Consider the following 15,526-nt stretch of genomic DNA (forward strand, 5'->3'; position numbering starts at 1 on the left):
GGTTGCTGGCCCTGGCGAGGTTGATCAAACCCAAGTCCGTCGCGAAAAGCCCTCGCGGTCCTAAAGTCGCCAAGCCCAAGGAATGGCTTGAAGGTAAGGCGGCACGGGCGCATGTCTCAACAGCTAGGGTGCTTAAGGCGGCCAAGTCGGATAAACGGACTTAAACATGTTTTTAAACAAGGCTTTAAACACAGACCTTGAAAGGGATGGCTCTTACAGCGGCTCACTTTTGAARAGCGCAAAAGTAAGCAAAACGCTCTTGCCCCACCACTCGGCWCCTCGCYTRGGCTCGGWGTGCCCTCACTCCGGCTTTGGAGCGTGGGCCGCCGCGATGGGCCATCCTTGGCCCAGCGCGGCTAACCCGGCGTCCTGCCGGGTTACCCACGCTCCAAAGCCTGCGTTCGGCCAGCGTGGTTTAACGGGGCGCCTAAGATCAAGATCAAAAGCAGATCAAGGGCACAGCGGCCTACCGGCCGGCTTGAGTGTGAGAAGCAGAGGCAAGATCCAGAGCGAAAGCAGGGCTGCTTTTCTGTGGGAGCGGGCTTGCTCGCGAAAAACCTGAGACCGCCGCGTTGAATCAGGATACCCGCGTCATCGTTAACCACCTTCGCGAGCAAGCCCGCTCCCACATTTGGACCGTGCCCGCTTTAGCTTCTGATCTTGCTGTTGCTTCACCACACTCAAGCCGGCCGGTAGGCCGCTGTGCTCTTGCTTTTGATCTGCTTTTGATCTGACTGCCCCATTCAGCCCGAGGCCGAACGCAGGTATTGCGGAGCGGGTAAACCGGCAGGACGCCGGTTTAGCCGCGCCGGGCCATGGATGGCCCGTCGCGGCGGCCCGCGGAGCAATGCCGGAGTGAGGGCACACCGAGCCTAGGCGAGGTGCCGACAGGCGGGGCAGAGCGTTTTGGTTACTTTTGCGCTTTTCAAAAGTGACCCGCTGTAAGAGCGGAACCATAGGTAGCCGTTACCGAAAAAACGGATATGTACTCAGTCACCAATAAACCGCACCCCCGCCCGAACCCGCTCATCCACCGTCAACTCAAAAATATCCGGCCGGGCATAGTGCCCAACCACATCATAGTCATACCGCGCCCGCACCAGATCATCCGTATCAATCCGCGCCACCAGCAACCCCGCCCCACCGAGCAACGGCCCGGCGAGAATGTCCCCCATGGGCCCGACAATCACGCTCCCACCCGCGATCAAAGGCCGATCCACCGGCCAGTTCGCAATCTCCACGCCCAACGCTTGGGGTGACGCCTGCACCTGACACGCACTCACCACAAAACACCGCCCCTCATGAGCAATATGCCGCATGCCCACCTGCCACATTTCCCGCTCATCCACCGTCGGCGCACACCACACCTCCACGCCCTTGGCGTACATCGCCGTGCGCAACAACGGCATCATGTTCTCCCAGCACACCGCGCCGCCGATGCGTCCTACCGCCGTGTCGATCACCGGCAACGTCGAGCCGTCGCCCTTGCCCCAGATCAGCCGCTCAGTGCCGGTAGGCATCAATTTGCGATGCTTGGCCACCAACCCGCCCACCGGTTCGAAATACAGCATCGTGCAATACAGCGTGCTGCCACTGCGTTCAATCACGCCCAACACCAGGCTCGCCCCGGTGCGCGCCGAGAGCCCGGCCAGCGCTTCGGTCTCCACACCTGGCACATCAATCGCATTGGCAAAATATCGGGCAAACGCTTCACGGCCTTCAGGCAGGCGATAACCCAACTGTGTACCAAAACCTTCACCCTTGGGATAACCCCCGAGCAACGCTTCGGGCATCACCACCAATTGCGCACCGCTGCGCAGGATTTCGTCCTCGTAAGACAGGATCTGTTCCAGCGTCTCGGCCTTGCCGCCGGGCAAGGAACCGATTTGCAGCGCAGCCACGGTAGAAATGGGCATCACGATCACTCCGAATCAATGGGGGTTGCCCATTCTCCGGCCAGCAGCAATCATGAATAAAGCCCACTTCGCTGCTAACTGATATGAGCCAGATAAATATCATCACCCATCAAGTCAAATCTTTCAGGGATCCGATCAGGGTTTCGATAAACAGCTCCAGGGCCACCGGTAAAGCGCGCTTGGGCATGGTCAGGACTTGAATCGACCGGTCCGAAAATTGCGGGTTCGACAGCGCTACGGACGTCAGCTCGTCGCTTCCATTCGCCCGATGACTGATCGCCCCACCAAACGCAATGGTGTCCGTGTTGCGAACGAACTCATGGATGGCGCCCGAATAATTGCAGGTCATCACGTGATTAAACGACAACCCTTCCATCTGGCAAACCAGGTCGAACAACTGCCGCTGGGTAGAGCCTTTTGGCGTCAGCGCCAACGGGTAAGGTGACAGCGACCGAAGAGGCACCTGCTTGAGCGTCGCCAATGGATGCCCCACCCGCATCACCGCGCGGATCGGCGAGCGGCTGGAATGCCGGACTTCGACACCGTCGATAGGCTCGGTACTGAATACCAACCCCACATCGGCTTCGCCGCGCCTCACTTTATCCGCGCAGTCGTGAGGCGACATCACTTCCAGCACATACTGGAAAGCGGGATTTTGCTGGTAATGCCGGATCAGCACCTGAGGCAGGAAGTAGCGGGACAATCCTTCGGTGGACACCAACCGTACTACTTTCGCCCCGGGATAATCCCCCGCCCGTAGCTCCGACAGCAGGCTTTGCTCCTCCAGCGAGGCACGTCGTGCGTGGTCGGCCAAGGCGTTGCCGGCAGCGGTTGGCTGCATGCCTCTTGGCCGGCGCTCAAACAGTGGCACCCCGATGGTTTCTTCCAACAGGGATATCTGGCGGCTCACAGCGCTGGACGCAATGTGCAAGCGTTCGCCGGCAGCGGCCAGCGAGCCTGTATCGAACACGGCCAGGAAATAACGATAATCCACAGTTTGACTCCCTCACCAAAGCATCTACTTATTAGAAGGCAAACGTCAAAAAACAGCAATATACAGACCGATACGTGACTTCTATATTGGATTGAATCTCAGCCCACACCGGAACGGTCATGTCCAAGCAACAAGCGCTCGCGAATGTTCGTCAGTACCTGGCCGACGGCCATTTTGAAGCCGATTTACGTCGCCGGATCGCCATTCGCAGCGAAAGCCAGAACCCCGGCCAAGCGCACGAACTGACGCGGTATCTGCAACAGGAAATACAACCCGCGCTGATCGCAATGGGCTTCGTATGCCAGTGGCTCGACAACCCCTCGGGCGCAGGGCCGATGCTGTTCGCAGCACGCCACGAAGGGGCTGATTTGCCGACGGTATTGACGTATGGACATGGCGACGTAGTGCTCGGGTATGACGAGCAATGGCGCGCGGGGCTCAGCCCTTGGGCGTTGACCGTAGAAGGTGATCGTTGGTATGGCCGCGGCACCGCGGACAACAAGGGCCAGCACAGCATCAACCTGACGGCCCTCGAACACGTCATCAAGCAACGCGAGGGGCGCTTGGGCTTCAACGTTAAAGTGCTGTTCGAAACCGGCGAAGAATGCGGTTCTCCCGGGCTGCGGGAGGTTTGCACAACGCACCAGGCGCTGTTGCAGGCCGATGTATTCATCGCCTCGGACGGGCCGCGCTTGAACGACAGCCGCCCGACGATATTCCTGGGTTCCAGAGGTTCTGCGCTGTTTTCCCTTGAAGTCAATGCGCGCGACAAGGGCCTTCACTCCGGCAACTGGGGCGGCGTGATGTCCAACCCCGCCGTGGTATTGGCCAATGCCCTGGCCAGCCTGGTGGACAAGAACGGTCGTATTCGCTGCCGAACGCTGGTGCCTGGCGCCATACCCGACTCAGTCCGCGAAGCCATCCGCGACCTGGGTATCGATCAGAATTCCCTGGGCCGTCCTTTGGACGTGCACTGGGGCGAGCCCGACTTGACGCTGGGTGAGCGACTCTTCGGCTGGAATACCTTGGAGATCCTGGCGTTTACCGCAGGCAATCCAGCCAAACCGGTCAACGCCATTCCACCCCGCGCCATTGCGCATTGCCAATTACGCTTTGTGGTGGGCACAGACTGGCAAAACCTGCAAACGCTGCTGCGCCAACACTTGGACGCCGAGGGTTTTCAACAGGTCGATATCGTGATTGACCGTTGCACACCTGCCAGCCGACTGGACCCTGACAACCCGTGGGTGCGCTTCGCCAAGCAGTCGATTGCCGACGTCACCCACCGGCCTATCGCCGTGTTACCGAACCTTGCGGGTACCCTGCCCAACGATATTTTCGCTGACATCTTGGGTTTGCCTACCTTGTGGATACCCCACTCCTACCCCGGCTGTTCACAACATGCTCCGGATGAGCATCTGCTGGGCTCGGTAGTCCTCGAAGGGCTGCAAATCATGACCTCGCTTTTCTGGGACCTGGGTCACCTCGCCCCCGTCAAACCACAATAAAAAATCGGGGTCCGCTCGACCCTTTTTATCTGCCGCTCACCCCCTTATAAAATCAGGAGCGTCAAGCATGTCAGCGTTATCGTCCCCCACCGGTTCACCCACGGTTGCAAAGGCAACGCCCCTTTGGAAACCCGTCGGCGCGGCCTTGATCGGGAATACCCTTGAATGGTTTGACCTGTCGGTGTACGCCTATTTTGCGCTGACCATCAGCAAGGTATTTTTCCCGGCCGCCGACCCGGCCCTCTCGCTGTTTCTTGCCTTTGCGACCTTCGGCCTTTCGTTTCTGATTCGGCCATTGGGTGCCGCCGTGCTCGGTTCCTATGCCGACCGGGAGGGACGCAAGAAAGCGTTGACGCTGTCCATCATGCTGATGCTGATAGGGACTGCGATGATCGCGGTGATGCCCAGCTATGCAGCCATCGGGATAATTGCGCCAATTGGTATTCTGTTGGCCCGTCTGCTCCAAGGCTTCTCGGCAGGCGGTGAATTTGGCAGTTCCACGGCCTTCATGATGGAACACGCACCGCAAAAGACCCGCAATTTTGTCGCAAGCCTGCAGTTTGCAAGCCAGGGCTTCGGCGTGGTCATCGCCTCATTGTTCGGCTACTTTTTGACCATCAACCTGAATGATCAACAGATGTTCGACTGGGGTTGGCGCGTGCCATTTTTCTTCGGCCTGATCCTCGCCCCGGTGGGTCTGTACATACGGCGCACGGTGGATGAGTCGCCCGACTTCAAGGAAAGCCAACCGGGCTCCCGGCCGTTGCGGGAAGTGCTGCTCTCGCAGAAGACCTTGTTGCTTGTGGCGATGGGCGTGCTGATCGTGTCGACGGCGTCCAACTTCATGATCAAGTACATGCCGTCTTATGCCTCGACCACCTTGGACATTCCCCAATCCACAGGCTTTCTGGCCACGCTGTCGGGCGGGCTCATCCTGACCGTGGTGACGCCGGTGGTAGGGTTCATCACCGGTTATGTCAGCCGGATCAAAATCATGTTGTGGGCTTCGAGCATCTACATCCTCGCAATCTTTCCGGCATTCGCCTGGCTCAACAGAGTGCCGAGCGCCACCTCGTTGTTATTGGTGGTGTCGATGATGGCGTTGATCAAGGCCGTTTACTTCGCACCGCTGGCATCACTGATGGCGGATGTGTTTCCTGTCCGCACCCGAGTCACTGGGATGTCACTCAGTTACAACTTGGCCGTGACGATCTTCGGTGGCTTTGCTCCGGTGATTGCAACCGGGCTGATCGCGCTGACCGGCTCGCAGCTGGCGCCGAGTTTTTACCTGATAGCGGCAGCAGCCCTCAGCATTGGCGCGCTCGTGGTGGCAAAGAGAACGTTGCGGTTGGTGTAGCACTTGTCGAGACGTTATATATTCGGGACATATCCAGGCCACATGATATGAACTCAATGAATATCGCCAACGTCGATCTCAACCTGCTAAAAACCTTCGAGGCCCTGCACGACGAATCCAGCGCCAGCCGCGCCGCCCTGCGCCTTGGCGTGACGCAGTCGGCGATCAGTGCAGCATTGCGTCGTCTGCGGGATGTGTATGGGGACCAATTGTTCGTGCGCACCGGTCGAGGCCTGGCGCCGACTTTGCGCGCCAACCAGTTGAAACCGGTGATCAGCGAAGCCCTGGATCGCTGCCGCCAAAGCCTGGCGATGGTCGACCCGCAGGGCAGCCAGTATCAGGGCCGTTCGGTGGTGCTGGGGCTGTCGGATGATTTCGAGATCGCCTACGGCCGCAGGCTGATTGAAGAGATTGCCCGGCGGGCGCCGAAGCTGCGACTGATTTTCCGCCAGACCCACAGCCAGATCGTTGCCGGCGCCCTGCTCGATCGCAGCCTGGACCTGGCGATCACTGCCGGCGGGTTTGCCGAGCGCCGGTTGAGCCGCCAGGTGCTGGGGGAAGGGCATTATGCGTGCCTGGTGGACCCCGCCAGCCTAGCCCCGGGGCAACAGGCCATCGACCTCGACGAGTTCGTCAGGCGTGAGCATCTGTTGGTGTCATCCGGCGGGTTTATCGGTATTACCGACGAGGGCCTGGCCGCGCAGGGGCTGAGCCGGCACGTAGGCGCCTCAACCACACACTTCGCGGCGCTGCCGTTTCTGCTCAAGGGCAGCCAGGCAGTGGCAACGATTCCCGGGCATGCGGCCCAGGCCATCGCGCAGATGACCGGGCTGAAGGTCCTGCCCTGCCCGCTGGCATTGCCGCGTTACCCGGTGGAGTTGGGCTGGCGCACCCAAGTGCAACTCGATCCGTTGCTGCTGAAGGTGCGCGAGGCGATCGTCGCCTGCTTTGCGCTTACTTCGCCGCCATCAGGCGATTGACTTCACTGCGCACCATGTTGGAAAACTCCGGCGGTGACATGCCGTCCAGTTCCGCACGCACCCATTCGGCCCATTTACCCTTGCGCTTGGCGCGCTCGCCAAACAGGCGGGCGGCCTCGCCCTTGGCTTTGCCCAGGTTGCTTTGCCACAGGTCGTAGAGACGGGACTTTTCATCTTCCAGCGCGGCGCGCTCGGCAAGGGGCTTGTTGGCCAGATTGAAGCTCATGTTGAATTACCTGCTGCACAAATGGGTGACATCTTACACTGTAGGTCGAAATTTCCTGGCCTGGATTTCACCTAAGCTGACCGTAGGAAAAAAACCTGCAACTTTTGCCAGCTTCAAACACTCCATTCTTCATCAAGCGCATTCATTGCCACATTCACCCGCAAGGAGTTAACCCAATGGCCCGCAAATCTGCCGCCCAAGCCGTCGAAGAACAAATCAAGGATCAAGCCTTCAGTGAACTGACCGCGCTGATCGAAGAATCAGACAAGCTGCTCAAAAGCAGCGCGTCACTGGTGGGGGAAGAAGGTGAAACCCTGCGTGAGCAGGTCGCTATCAAGCTCAAGCAAGCCCTGGATTCGGTGTCCAACGTGCGCGAGCGCAGCAAGCCGGTGGTGGATGCCACTGAAACCTACATCGGTGGCCATCCGTGGCAGACCGTGGCGATTTCCGCCGGGTTTGGCTTGGTGGTCGGCCTGTTGCTGGGCCGTCGCAACTGATCTGATGTAACGGCTGCGCCCTCCCCGGGCGCAGCTCGCTTCACGCCTGCGCCAACACCCGCAACCGGCTCAATTCTGCCGCTTCGATCTCAATCCCGCCTGCCAGCGACTTCGCTCGTGTGCGATGACGCCGGTCCCCCGGCAAACGCCGCAACCCTGCCGCATGCATCTGTCGCACCAGTTCCTGGCTGCGCTCGGCGAAGCTCTGCCCGGCGGTCTTGCTTGGGTCGATCACGATCAGCAGTTGGCCGGTCCACGGCGTGCGGGCGCCGGGGTGATCGGACCAGTTGAACTCAAACGAGAAATTGCCACCGGTAAGGGCCGCGGCCAGCAATTCGACCATCATCGACAGGGCTGAACCCTTGTGCCCGCCAAACGGCAGCAGCGCGCCGCCTTCAAGGATCGCCTTGGGGTCCTGGGTCGGCTGGCCGAGGCTGTCCACGCCCATTCCGGGTGGCAGGCGCTCGCCCTTGCGCGCGGCAATCTGTACGTCGCCGTGGGCGATGGCGCTGGTGGCCAGGTCAAACACGATTGGCAGGCCATCGGCGCGGGGCGCGGCGAAGGCAATGGGGTTGGTGCCGAACAGCGGGCGGTCGGCGCCGTGGGGCACCACACAGGTCATGCTATTGACCACGCTCAAGGCCACCAGGCCCTCTTCGGCGAAGGGCTCGACGTCCGGCCAAAGCGCCGCGAAGTGATGGGAGTTATGGATCGCCAGCAAGGCAATCCCGGCACTGCGGGCCTTCTCCACCAACAATGGGCGGGCGGCTTGCAGCGCGGGCTGGGCGAAGCCATTACCGGCATCCACCCGCACAAACCCGCTGGCCACGTCCTCGACCACCGGCACAGCCTTGCCGTTGACCCAGCCACTGGCCAGCGTCGAGACGTAACCGGGAATACGGAATACACCGTGGCTGTGGGCGCCGTCGCGCTCGGCGCTGGCGCAGTTCTCGGCCAGCACTTGGGCCACTTCGGCCGAGGTGCCATGGCGCACGAATACCTGGCGCAGCAGGTCGGTCAATTGCGCAAAACTGAGTCGCTCTGATGAAGACTCGACATCCAAAGGCGATGCAGACATCTGAAGCTCCCGTTTAATTATTGGAATGGGCAACAGCGTACAAGAATCGGTCCGTCGATTAGACAGGGTTTGCCCCATGGCTGTCGACAGGGAGCGCCAGACATATCTAGCCCCCGGGGTCGTCGAGACTGGATAGCGTCCAGTGTCGTACTTCCCCAAGGATCGCAGTGATGAGCCAGACTCCCTATTTTTTCCCCGAAGCCATGCGCGTGGGCTGGAGGGCGTTGGACCGCGAACGTCAGTTGAACATCGACAGCAAGGACATCGAGTTCCTCGGCAAGGTGTTTTTTGCCAGCGATGCTGGCCGTCGCCAACAGTCGCCGCCGATGATTGCACAGCGCATCTGGCTGAATAAAAGTGCCGCCGAGGCAGTCGAACTGGCGGGCAGCTTCATGATGAGTTCAACCAGCGCCTACCCCCATGCCTGGCTCTACACCCCGTACGGCGGCCTGGAGAAATTCGACAGCCCGGCCCTCGTACTCACAGCACTGAAAGAGCGTTTGAAAAAGCCGGCTGACGCCACGCAACTCCTGTGCTTCCTGCCCTTGATGCAGCAGGCCTCGCAGGTACTCGACGATAGCCTGGTGCTGACGCCGGAGTTCATGGTCGATGACGTGTTTGGTGAGCAGGAAAAAACCCTGAGGCACTATCAGGGTAAAAATCGCCAGGCATTGCTGGCTGAGTTGAAACAGCTCCCGGCATTGGGTTCCCTGCTTTCAAAGCTGCTCGAAAGCATCTGCCGCCCGCTGTTTCCAGGGCTCGACGCCGGCGAAGCCCATGTCAGCTTTTTTGCCAGGCAACCTGCCGGTGATGCGCTGCCTCGTTGGCTCGACTCATTGCAAATCAATGACGCGGTGCTGTTGTTCTATCGTGAGCAGGCCTGGCCTGCGGGGCAAACCCGGGAGTTCTTCCATCCCAAGCAACCCGCCGACGCCAAGGACCCTGAACGCAAGGCCCGCGATACGCAGCGCTGGGAGCGCGCGATCAAGCAAGCAGCCGGCCAACTGATCCCGTTCCTGCACAGTGCACTGGAGACATTCTGGAACACCGAGATTTCGCCGGGTGTTTCTCGCCGGGGCTGGTTCGCCCAGGCTATGGCCGCCAATGGGCGCCTGGATTTGCTGCTCAAGCGCCAGCAATCCATCATCAGCCCCGAGCAAGGCCAGGCATTGGCTGTGCTTTACGAGTCCGATGGTAAAGAGGCTCTGCGTAACAGCCACGTACTGCGCTTTGAGAAAGTACTGGTCTGGGAACATTCGACCAACGTCGTCGAGCTGGCCAGCACCTTGATGATCGGCAATTCGCAGACCTTTCTCTATACCCCGGACAAGGGCTTGCAAGTCCTCGGGAGCTATGACGACCTGATGGAAGCCCTAAGGGCGATGGTCAAGGCGCCAGGGTATGAAGACGACCTGTACAACCTGATGTCACTTGAGGAGCGGGCGTTGTTTATCGGTTTCAAGGTGCCGCAGTTTTCCGGCAAACCCATCGCCGGCAATCTGTTTGAGCATCTGTTCGAAGCCATCATTGGCAAGCAACAACAGAACCTTCGCTACGCCCTCGATCTGTACCGACGCACCCGCGCGGGCATAGAACCCTCGGCCCTGGTCGACCACGCGCTGGATGTGCGCTACATGGTCGACAGCCACCTGCCGGGCCTGGATACAGCGGGACGCTGGACGCCGCACTCGGTACTGGCCGACCCGACCCGCCCGGTGTCACTGGCCGCCGAACGGGCCTCTCTGCTGCAAAAGCAGTTGCTCGGTATCCGGGACACGCTGGCCGCCCAGATACGGGCCCAACCCACCTTGGAAAACACCGTCAATCAGGCACTCATCTCAGAGTTCAGTCGCAGGGGTTTGTCGGGCCGGGATCCTGGGAGGATCTACGTCAATCGATACACCGGCACCGCAAGCGCCAAACCAGCCACTGCGCCCCTGGAAAGCCAAAGCCTGCGCAGTTACTTTCTTGCGCGCCTGATCCACGGGCGCGAGCCGATTCCGCAAACCCCGGGCTATGGTCTTTACGACGGCGCAGGCAGTGGTGTTGCAAAAAAACTGACCGTCCTGGACATACCGCAAGCAAACGCGATTCTTGAAGCCGCGCTGATCAAGTTTCATAACTACAACATCACCGATATTCCTCGCGAACACCTGGAGCAGCTCAAGGAGCCGATGGCCCATGCCATGGCCGTGGCGATCCGGGGCGAAGCCGGACTCAGGCGCCTCAACAACAGCCTGGACGCCCGTGATGAGGCGATCGTGCAAACGGTGTTTGATCTTCAACACCCCGATCGCCGCCAGCGCCAGGGATTGGGTGGATTCATCCCGGATGCCTATGCGTTGACCGTCGAACCCCAGGGCCTGACGCACAGGGTGCCCCTCGCCCACTGCCTGATGCTGACCGAACGCGGCGGGCTGGACCCGTCGCACTCCGGCCGGGCAGTATTATGGACGCCGGCGCGTGGCTTGGAGAGTTTCGCCAATGTCAGCCAATTGCAGACGGAACTGAAACGTCGGCTGGCCGCCCCGGCCCTGCGCATGCAGCTACTGGCCAATCTCGATCCGCGCTATCTCAAGCCGCACCAGCCCTGCCCTCTCGGCCATTTCATGCAGATCAACGGTGCGGTCGCGCAACACCGCCAGCAGTCCTGGATTGATCATTACAAGGCACAACGGGCCCACTGCCTGACGCTGAAGCTGTCAGGCGATGCGTTGCTGGAACGCCTCAAAGAACTGGAAAAGGCGCTGCCGGCCAACGACCTGGACCACGCCTCGCAAATCGCCCAGACCCTCATGGCGCAACAATCACTGCCGGCCTGGCTGGGGATGGCAGCGGTCAGCCAACAGCGGCGCCATGTGGAAATACTTGAGCAATACCGCCACAACCTGGACGGCAACAATGACTACCTTGACGGTTTCGTCCCACTGTCACAGTACCTCAGCGGCAAACTTGAGGAGCTGTTGGAAGACTATGACGTGCTCCCGCAAGACGTCTACATCCTGCCCAAACTGGTGTTGGCCGGCCAGCGGCAAAACCTGGTGGACTACGCACTCAATCACATCAGCCAGCAAGCCGCTGAGTTCGATGTGGAGTCCACGGCCACTGGCCTGACGCCCACTATTGTCCGCCAGATACTCGCGCGCCTGCCCCTTGAGCAGGACAACAAGGCCTACCTGGCCGAAAAACTCACGCCGGGCAAGCCGGGAGCCGAAGCACGCGAGCAACGTTTTATACGGCAATTGCCCTGGCAATTGCTGCAAAACGCCCACGCACTGAAACTGCAGGAACTGTTATCACCCGCGGGCTTGAGCCTGATCGAACAAGTCCTCGACATGCCGGATGCTGTCGCCCGGGCAGCGCTCAAGAATGCGACCTCGACTCTCCGTCCCCTGGAGTTGATCGCCACCGCGGGCGCCCGCACCATCAAGGCCCTTGGGGTGTACGTGTTCAACACCATCGAGAAGGCGCCGCTGGTGATGTACGCGCCCTACGGTCCGCACCAGGCGTTCCAGGAGTTTGAAAACGAAGCGGATTTGATACGCAAGCTCAACCTGCCTGGCCCGTTGCAGGACTGGGTGGTCGGCCGCCTGCCAGCGGCTGAGCAAGCCACGTATAAAAACCTCTGGACCAGCACGTTTGGGAAAACCTCCGAAATCACGCTGGCGTCCAATCCGATCAAGGGCCACGCGCTCAAGCAGTTGTACCGCGACAACATTGAATTGATTTCGAGCCTGTTTGAACAGCAAACCCAGGCCAATGGCCGATCAGCCTGGGACACCCTCAAGGCGTTGTTTACCCATGGCCTGCAACAGGCGCAAGCGTTGTTGCCGGGCAAACTGATGGTGCCGCTGGTGATCTGGCAAAGCTACAAACTGTTCAAGACCTCTGCCGAAGACTTGCAGCAACACCGCTGGCGCGATGCGCTGGAGACGTTTATTGGCGGTGTGGCGCAAATGGCTTCAATACGCGAGTTGATGGATGAGCCTGCGACAGCAAGTGCCGCGGCACAACCCGTGCCCACACAAACAGCCAGCGCCTGGCAAGACATCGATGTCACCGCCCAGGCCCGCACCCGGCTGCAAGCGTACGAAGCCTGCGACACCAGCCTGGAGAGCCTGAAGGTCGGCAACTCCGGCGTCTACACCACTACCGACAATCGGCACTATCTTCCGTGTGCCGGCAAGGTCTACCGAGCCAAACAGGCTGAGGGGCACTGGCGACTTTTCAGTGCACGGTCCAAGGGGCCTTTTGTGCGCCTCGATAGCGAGCGCAAATGGATCCTGGACCCTGGTGCATCGGTACGCCGCCACGGCCCGGGTTGGAGCGCCATGATGGAACGCCGGGGGGTGAGGTCAGAGGTGGATCGGGTGATGAACGTCGAAGCCCGAGGCCTGGCCGAGATTCGACGTGTTGCGCCCCACAGGGCCCAGGCGATCGTCGAGGCACTGGACCTGGCAACCTTTTACCTGCACAACTGCCAGCAGAACCTGAAACTGCTCGATCACAAATACCCACCCGTGACCCGAATCCACCGCTTCATCAATCGCTTCTTTGGTATCCCGATAAACCCCGACACCGGCCCGCCGACCTTTCCGGAAGCTCTTTCGCAAAAGCTCATGGACACCGTCACCGCAATCCTCGATGAGGTGCTGGAGCCGTCACTCTACTCACTCAACTCCCGGCGCTTCGTCTCCGGTGTTCACCTTGCCGAACCCGAACGGCACTGGGCGTTTACCATCGACGACGATCCGGATCGGCGCATCTACCTCACCGAAAACTTCTTTACCGCGCCTACGGGCGAGTTCGAAGGGCATTTGATCAGTTACTTCGATAGACAATCCCATGCGCGCGCCACCACGTTAATTCATGAACTGACCCATATCGTCAGCCGTACTGCCGACGTGGCCTACCTCAATTCGGTATCACCGTTTGCCGACCTGATCGAAGTAGAAACCCCAGCCGGTCGCGATCTTCAAAAACGACTGCGAGACCTGCAGGAAAATGGCTACTCGGTGAGCACGCCCATGGGGCAATTATTCAAGTCGACGAGCCCGTTTGGCGCCGCAGGCACTGATATCGGAACGGAGCCGGAAGATGCCTACATCAAGCAGCAGATTCTCACCACGACAGGCGGCGTGGACTTGAGCAATGCACGGGAAATTTTCAAAACCAACCTGACTCAACGCTTCAACACACAAATGGATAACGCAGACTCATTGACCTTGCTGATCACAACGCTAGGGCGCCAACTGGACGCCGTGCCCTCGATTGCCGAAGGGACGCCGTAAAGAACGGGTGCAGGCTACACGCCTGCACCCAGCCAGCTCATTCAGTCTTTCTGGTCACGCAACACGTTGCCCGAGGCACCGTCGATGCGGAACTCATAGACGATGCCATCGGACTTGCGCCCCTCACCTTCCCAATAGCCATCGTTATCGGCTTCGATCTTATAGATCTCGACGTAACCGGCCTTGGTCTTGGCGGTTTCGATGGCTTTTTCAATGGTGATCCAGCCTGCGCCCGGCTTGTCCGCCAGGGCGGCTCCGGCACTGAGCAGGGCCGAGGTTGCAACGATGGCGGCTAAGGTTTTCTTAAGCATTTTCGTACTCCATACAGGGATTGAATGTTAGCTGTCCTGATTTTTAGGGCCTTGCAGACGAGAATTAGTTCCAATTGATGTGCATTCGCCATGATGGCTGTTCTCGCCGTCCTGCTGTGGAGGTTAGAATGTGGGAAATCAGGATGAGTTAATGACAGATAAGTCCCTTTCAGAAGCCGAATATGACGCCATCACCGATGCCGCTGCGCACTGGTGCATGCGTCTGCACGCCGGCGATTGCACGACGGCCGAGCGTCAGGCGTTCGAGCAGTGGCACGATGCACATCCACTGCATGCCTTCGAATACGCGGCGATGCTGGAAATCTGGGACGTTGCCGATCACCTGCCCCGCAGCGAACCGGCCCCTGCCGTGGTGCGACTCCAGCCTCGCAAGCGTTTTAGCAACTACGCGGTAGCGGCGGCGGTATGCCTGGTGGCCTTGCCAATGGCGGCCTTTACCGGCTGGGAAGCGGGCTGGCTGCCCAGCTCGTACAAGCATTACGAAGCCGAAAACAGCCTGCGTCAGGTCACCCTCGATGATGGCAGCCAGGTGGAACTGAACCTGGGCACCGAGCTGGTCTACAGCCATTACAAAGACCAGCGCCGGGTCACCCTGAAAAAAGGCGAGGCGTTTTTCAATGTCAGCCATGACCCGCAACACCCCTTCATTGTCCACGCCGGCGACGGTCAGGTTCGGGTGACCGGCACTCAGTTCAACGTCTGGAAGTACGAAGACCATGTGCGGGTGATGCTGCTGCAAGGCTCGGTACTGGTGAGCAGCGACGACCTCCACAGCGGCCTGCGCCTGTCACCCGGGATGCAGGCCAGCTACAACCGTGGCGACGCCAGCCCCCTGGCCCAGCCAATTGCCCCGGGCGACACGGCCCTGGCCTGGCGCGACGGCAAGCTGATCCTCGACAACCTGGCCCTGGCCGACGCGTTGCCGTTGATCAACCGCTACCTGAGCAAACCGGTGATGCTGGCCGACGCCGGTACCGGCGCGATCCGCATTGGTGGTATCTACAACATCAACGAGGTGTCCAACCTCGTCCCCTCCCTGCCCAAGGTCCTGCCGGTCTACCTGACCCAGAACCAGGACGGCAACCCCGTACTTAATTCGATTCCGCGTAAAACACCCAAGGGCTGATGCTGGGGACAGGGCGCATGCCCTGCTCCACGGACGTTCTCTGCCTGGAACTGTCCACTTTTGAAACACTTGCACCGGCTAAGCTGACAGCCGGCTGCGGGTTGCCAGGTTTATGGCGGCCGGTGTTTCATTCCTGAGACAGCTGCCGAGTGAGTTGAACTCAGGCCTGTTGTCTCACCGTTGAAACACATTCCACCTGCCTTTCTTTTTCATCCTTCCCA

The 15,526-nt window shown here is 59.9% G+C and carries 11 protein-coding genes; 6 read left to right on the plus strand and 5 right to left on the minus strand.

Features of this window, described 5'->3' with window-relative positions; genetic code table 11:
- Positions 1–989: 989 nt before the first annotated feature.
- Both AU074_RS11485 and AU074_RS11490 read right to left on the minus strand, forming a co-directional pair.
- Positions 990–1,916 carry a carbon-nitrogen hydrolase family protein gene (locus AU074_RS11485; protein WP_076014903.1) on the minus strand — a complete coding sequence of 309 codons (927 nt, stop codon included), beginning with the start codon at positions 1,914–1,916 and terminating at the stop codon, positions 990–992.
- 109 nt (positions 1,917–2,025) lie between these two features.
- A complete protein-coding gene (locus tag AU074_RS11490) occupies positions 2,026–2,910 on the minus strand; it encodes a LysR family transcriptional regulator (protein ID WP_076014827.1) in 885 nt (294 codons plus the stop codon).
- A gap of 119 nt (positions 2,911–3,029) precedes the next feature.
- On the opposite strand from AU074_RS11490, the gene AU074_RS11495 reads away from it, so the two are divergent.
- From AU074_RS11495 to AU074_RS11505, 3 genes are all read left to right on the plus strand, one after another.
- Positions 3,030–4,418 (plus strand): M20 family metallopeptidase, encoded by a 1,389-nt coding sequence (locus AU074_RS11495; RefSeq protein WP_076014828.1) that lies wholly within the window; start codon positions 3,030–3,032, stop codon positions 4,416–4,418.
- A 67-nt stretch (positions 4,419–4,485) separates the two neighbouring features.
- Positions 4,486–5,775, plus strand: a complete 1,290-nt coding sequence (locus AU074_RS11500) for an MFS transporter (protein ID WP_076014829.1) — start codon at positions 4,486–4,488, stop codon at positions 5,773–5,775.
- A 56-nt stretch (positions 5,776–5,831) separates the two neighbouring features.
- The gene (locus tag AU074_RS11505; protein WP_173860373.1) at positions 5,832–6,755 is read left to right on the plus strand and encodes a LysR family transcriptional regulator; all 924 of its coding nucleotides are present in this window, start codon (positions 5,832–5,834) and stop codon (positions 6,753–6,755) included.
- On the opposite strand, the gene AU074_RS11510 is transcribed toward AU074_RS11505, so the two are convergent.
- Positions 6,730–6,981: a hypothetical protein gene (locus AU074_RS11510; protein ID WP_003217960.1), complete on the minus strand. Its 252-nt coding sequence runs from the start codon at positions 6,979–6,981 to the stop codon at positions 6,730–6,732. The two genes, AU074_RS11505 and AU074_RS11510, sit on opposite strands and share 26 nt — an antisense overlap.
- Positions 6,982–7,157: 176 nt before the next feature.
- On the opposite strand from AU074_RS11510, the gene AU074_RS11515 reads away from it, so the two are divergent.
- Positions 7,158–7,478, plus strand: a complete 321-nt coding sequence (locus AU074_RS11515; RefSeq protein WP_010172915.1) for a YqjD family protein — start codon at positions 7,158–7,160, stop codon at positions 7,476–7,478.
- 40 nt (positions 7,479–7,518) lie between these two features.
- Here AU074_RS11515 and AU074_RS11520 read toward each other — a convergent pair whose 3' ends face one another.
- Positions 7,519–8,556 carry an Ldh family oxidoreductase gene (locus AU074_RS11520; protein ID WP_076014831.1) on the minus strand — a complete coding sequence of 346 codons (1,038 nt, stop codon included), beginning with the start codon at positions 8,554–8,556 and terminating at the stop codon, positions 7,519–7,521.
- 170 nt (positions 8,557–8,726) lie between these two features.
- Between AU074_RS11520 and AU074_RS11525 the strand changes: the two genes are divergently transcribed.
- Complete coding sequence (locus AU074_RS11525; RefSeq protein ID WP_076014832.1) at positions 8,727–13,847, plus strand: dermonecrotic toxin domain-containing protein; 5,121 nt, start codon at positions 8,727–8,729, stop codon at positions 13,845–13,847.
- Between the two features lie 41 nt (positions 13,848–13,888).
- Here AU074_RS11525 and AU074_RS11530 read toward each other — a convergent pair whose 3' ends face one another.
- Positions 13,889–14,158 carry a PepSY domain-containing protein gene (locus AU074_RS11530; protein ID WP_076014833.1) on the minus strand — a complete coding sequence of 90 codons (270 nt, stop codon included), beginning with the start codon at positions 14,156–14,158 and terminating at the stop codon, positions 13,889–13,891.
- Between the two features lie 151 nt (positions 14,159–14,309).
- Here AU074_RS11530 and AU074_RS11535 point away from each other — a divergent pair, with 151 nt between their 5' ends.
- The gene (locus tag AU074_RS11535) at positions 14,310–15,305 is read left to right on the plus strand and encodes a FecR family protein (protein ID WP_076014834.1); all 996 of its coding nucleotides are present in this window, start codon (positions 14,310–14,312) and stop codon (positions 15,303–15,305) included.
- The last annotated feature ends 221 nt before the right edge of the window (positions 15,306–15,526 follow it).

The organism is Pseudomonas sp. ATCC PTA-122608, assembly GCF_001952855.1.
Lineage (GTDB): Bacteria > Pseudomonadota > Gammaproteobacteria > Pseudomonadales > Pseudomonadaceae > Aquipseudomonas.

Coding starts and splice junctions, on each gene's coding strand:
- AU074_RS11485 (WP_076014903.1), bottom strand. CDS start 1,916: ATGCCCATTTCTACCGTGGCTGCGCTGCAAATCGGTTCCTTGCCCGGC.
- AU074_RS11495 (WP_076014828.1), top strand. CDS start 3,030: ATGTCCAAGCAACAAGCGCTCGCGAATGTTCGTCAGTACCTGGCCGAC.
- AU074_RS11500 (WP_076014829.1), top strand. CDS start 4,486: ATGTCAGCGTTATCGTCCCCCACCGGTTCACCCACGGTTGCAAAGGCA.
- AU074_RS11505 (WP_173860373.1), top strand. CDS start 5,832: ATGAATATCGCCAACGTCGATCTCAACCTGCTAAAAACCTTCGAGGCC.
- AU074_RS11510 (WP_003217960.1), bottom strand. CDS start 6,981: ATGAGCTTCAATCTGGCCAACAAGCCCCTTGCCGAGCGCGCCGCGCTG.
- AU074_RS11515 (WP_010172915.1), top strand. CDS start 7,158: ATGGCCCGCAAATCTGCCGCCCAAGCCGTCGAAGAACAAATCAAGGAT.
- AU074_RS11520 (WP_076014831.1), bottom strand. CDS start 8,556: ATGTCTGCATCGCCTTTGGATGTCGAGTCTTCATCAGAGCGACTCAGT.
- AU074_RS11525 (WP_076014832.1), top strand. CDS start 8,727: ATGAGCCAGACTCCCTATTTTTTCCCCGAAGCCATGCGCGTGGGCTGG.
- AU074_RS11530 (WP_076014833.1), bottom strand. CDS start 14,158: ATGCTTAAGAAAACCTTAGCCGCCATCGTTGCAACCTCGGCCCTGCTC.
- AU074_RS11535 (WP_076014834.1), top strand. CDS start 14,310: ATGACAGATAAGTCCCTTTCAGAAGCCGAATATGACGCCATCACCGAT.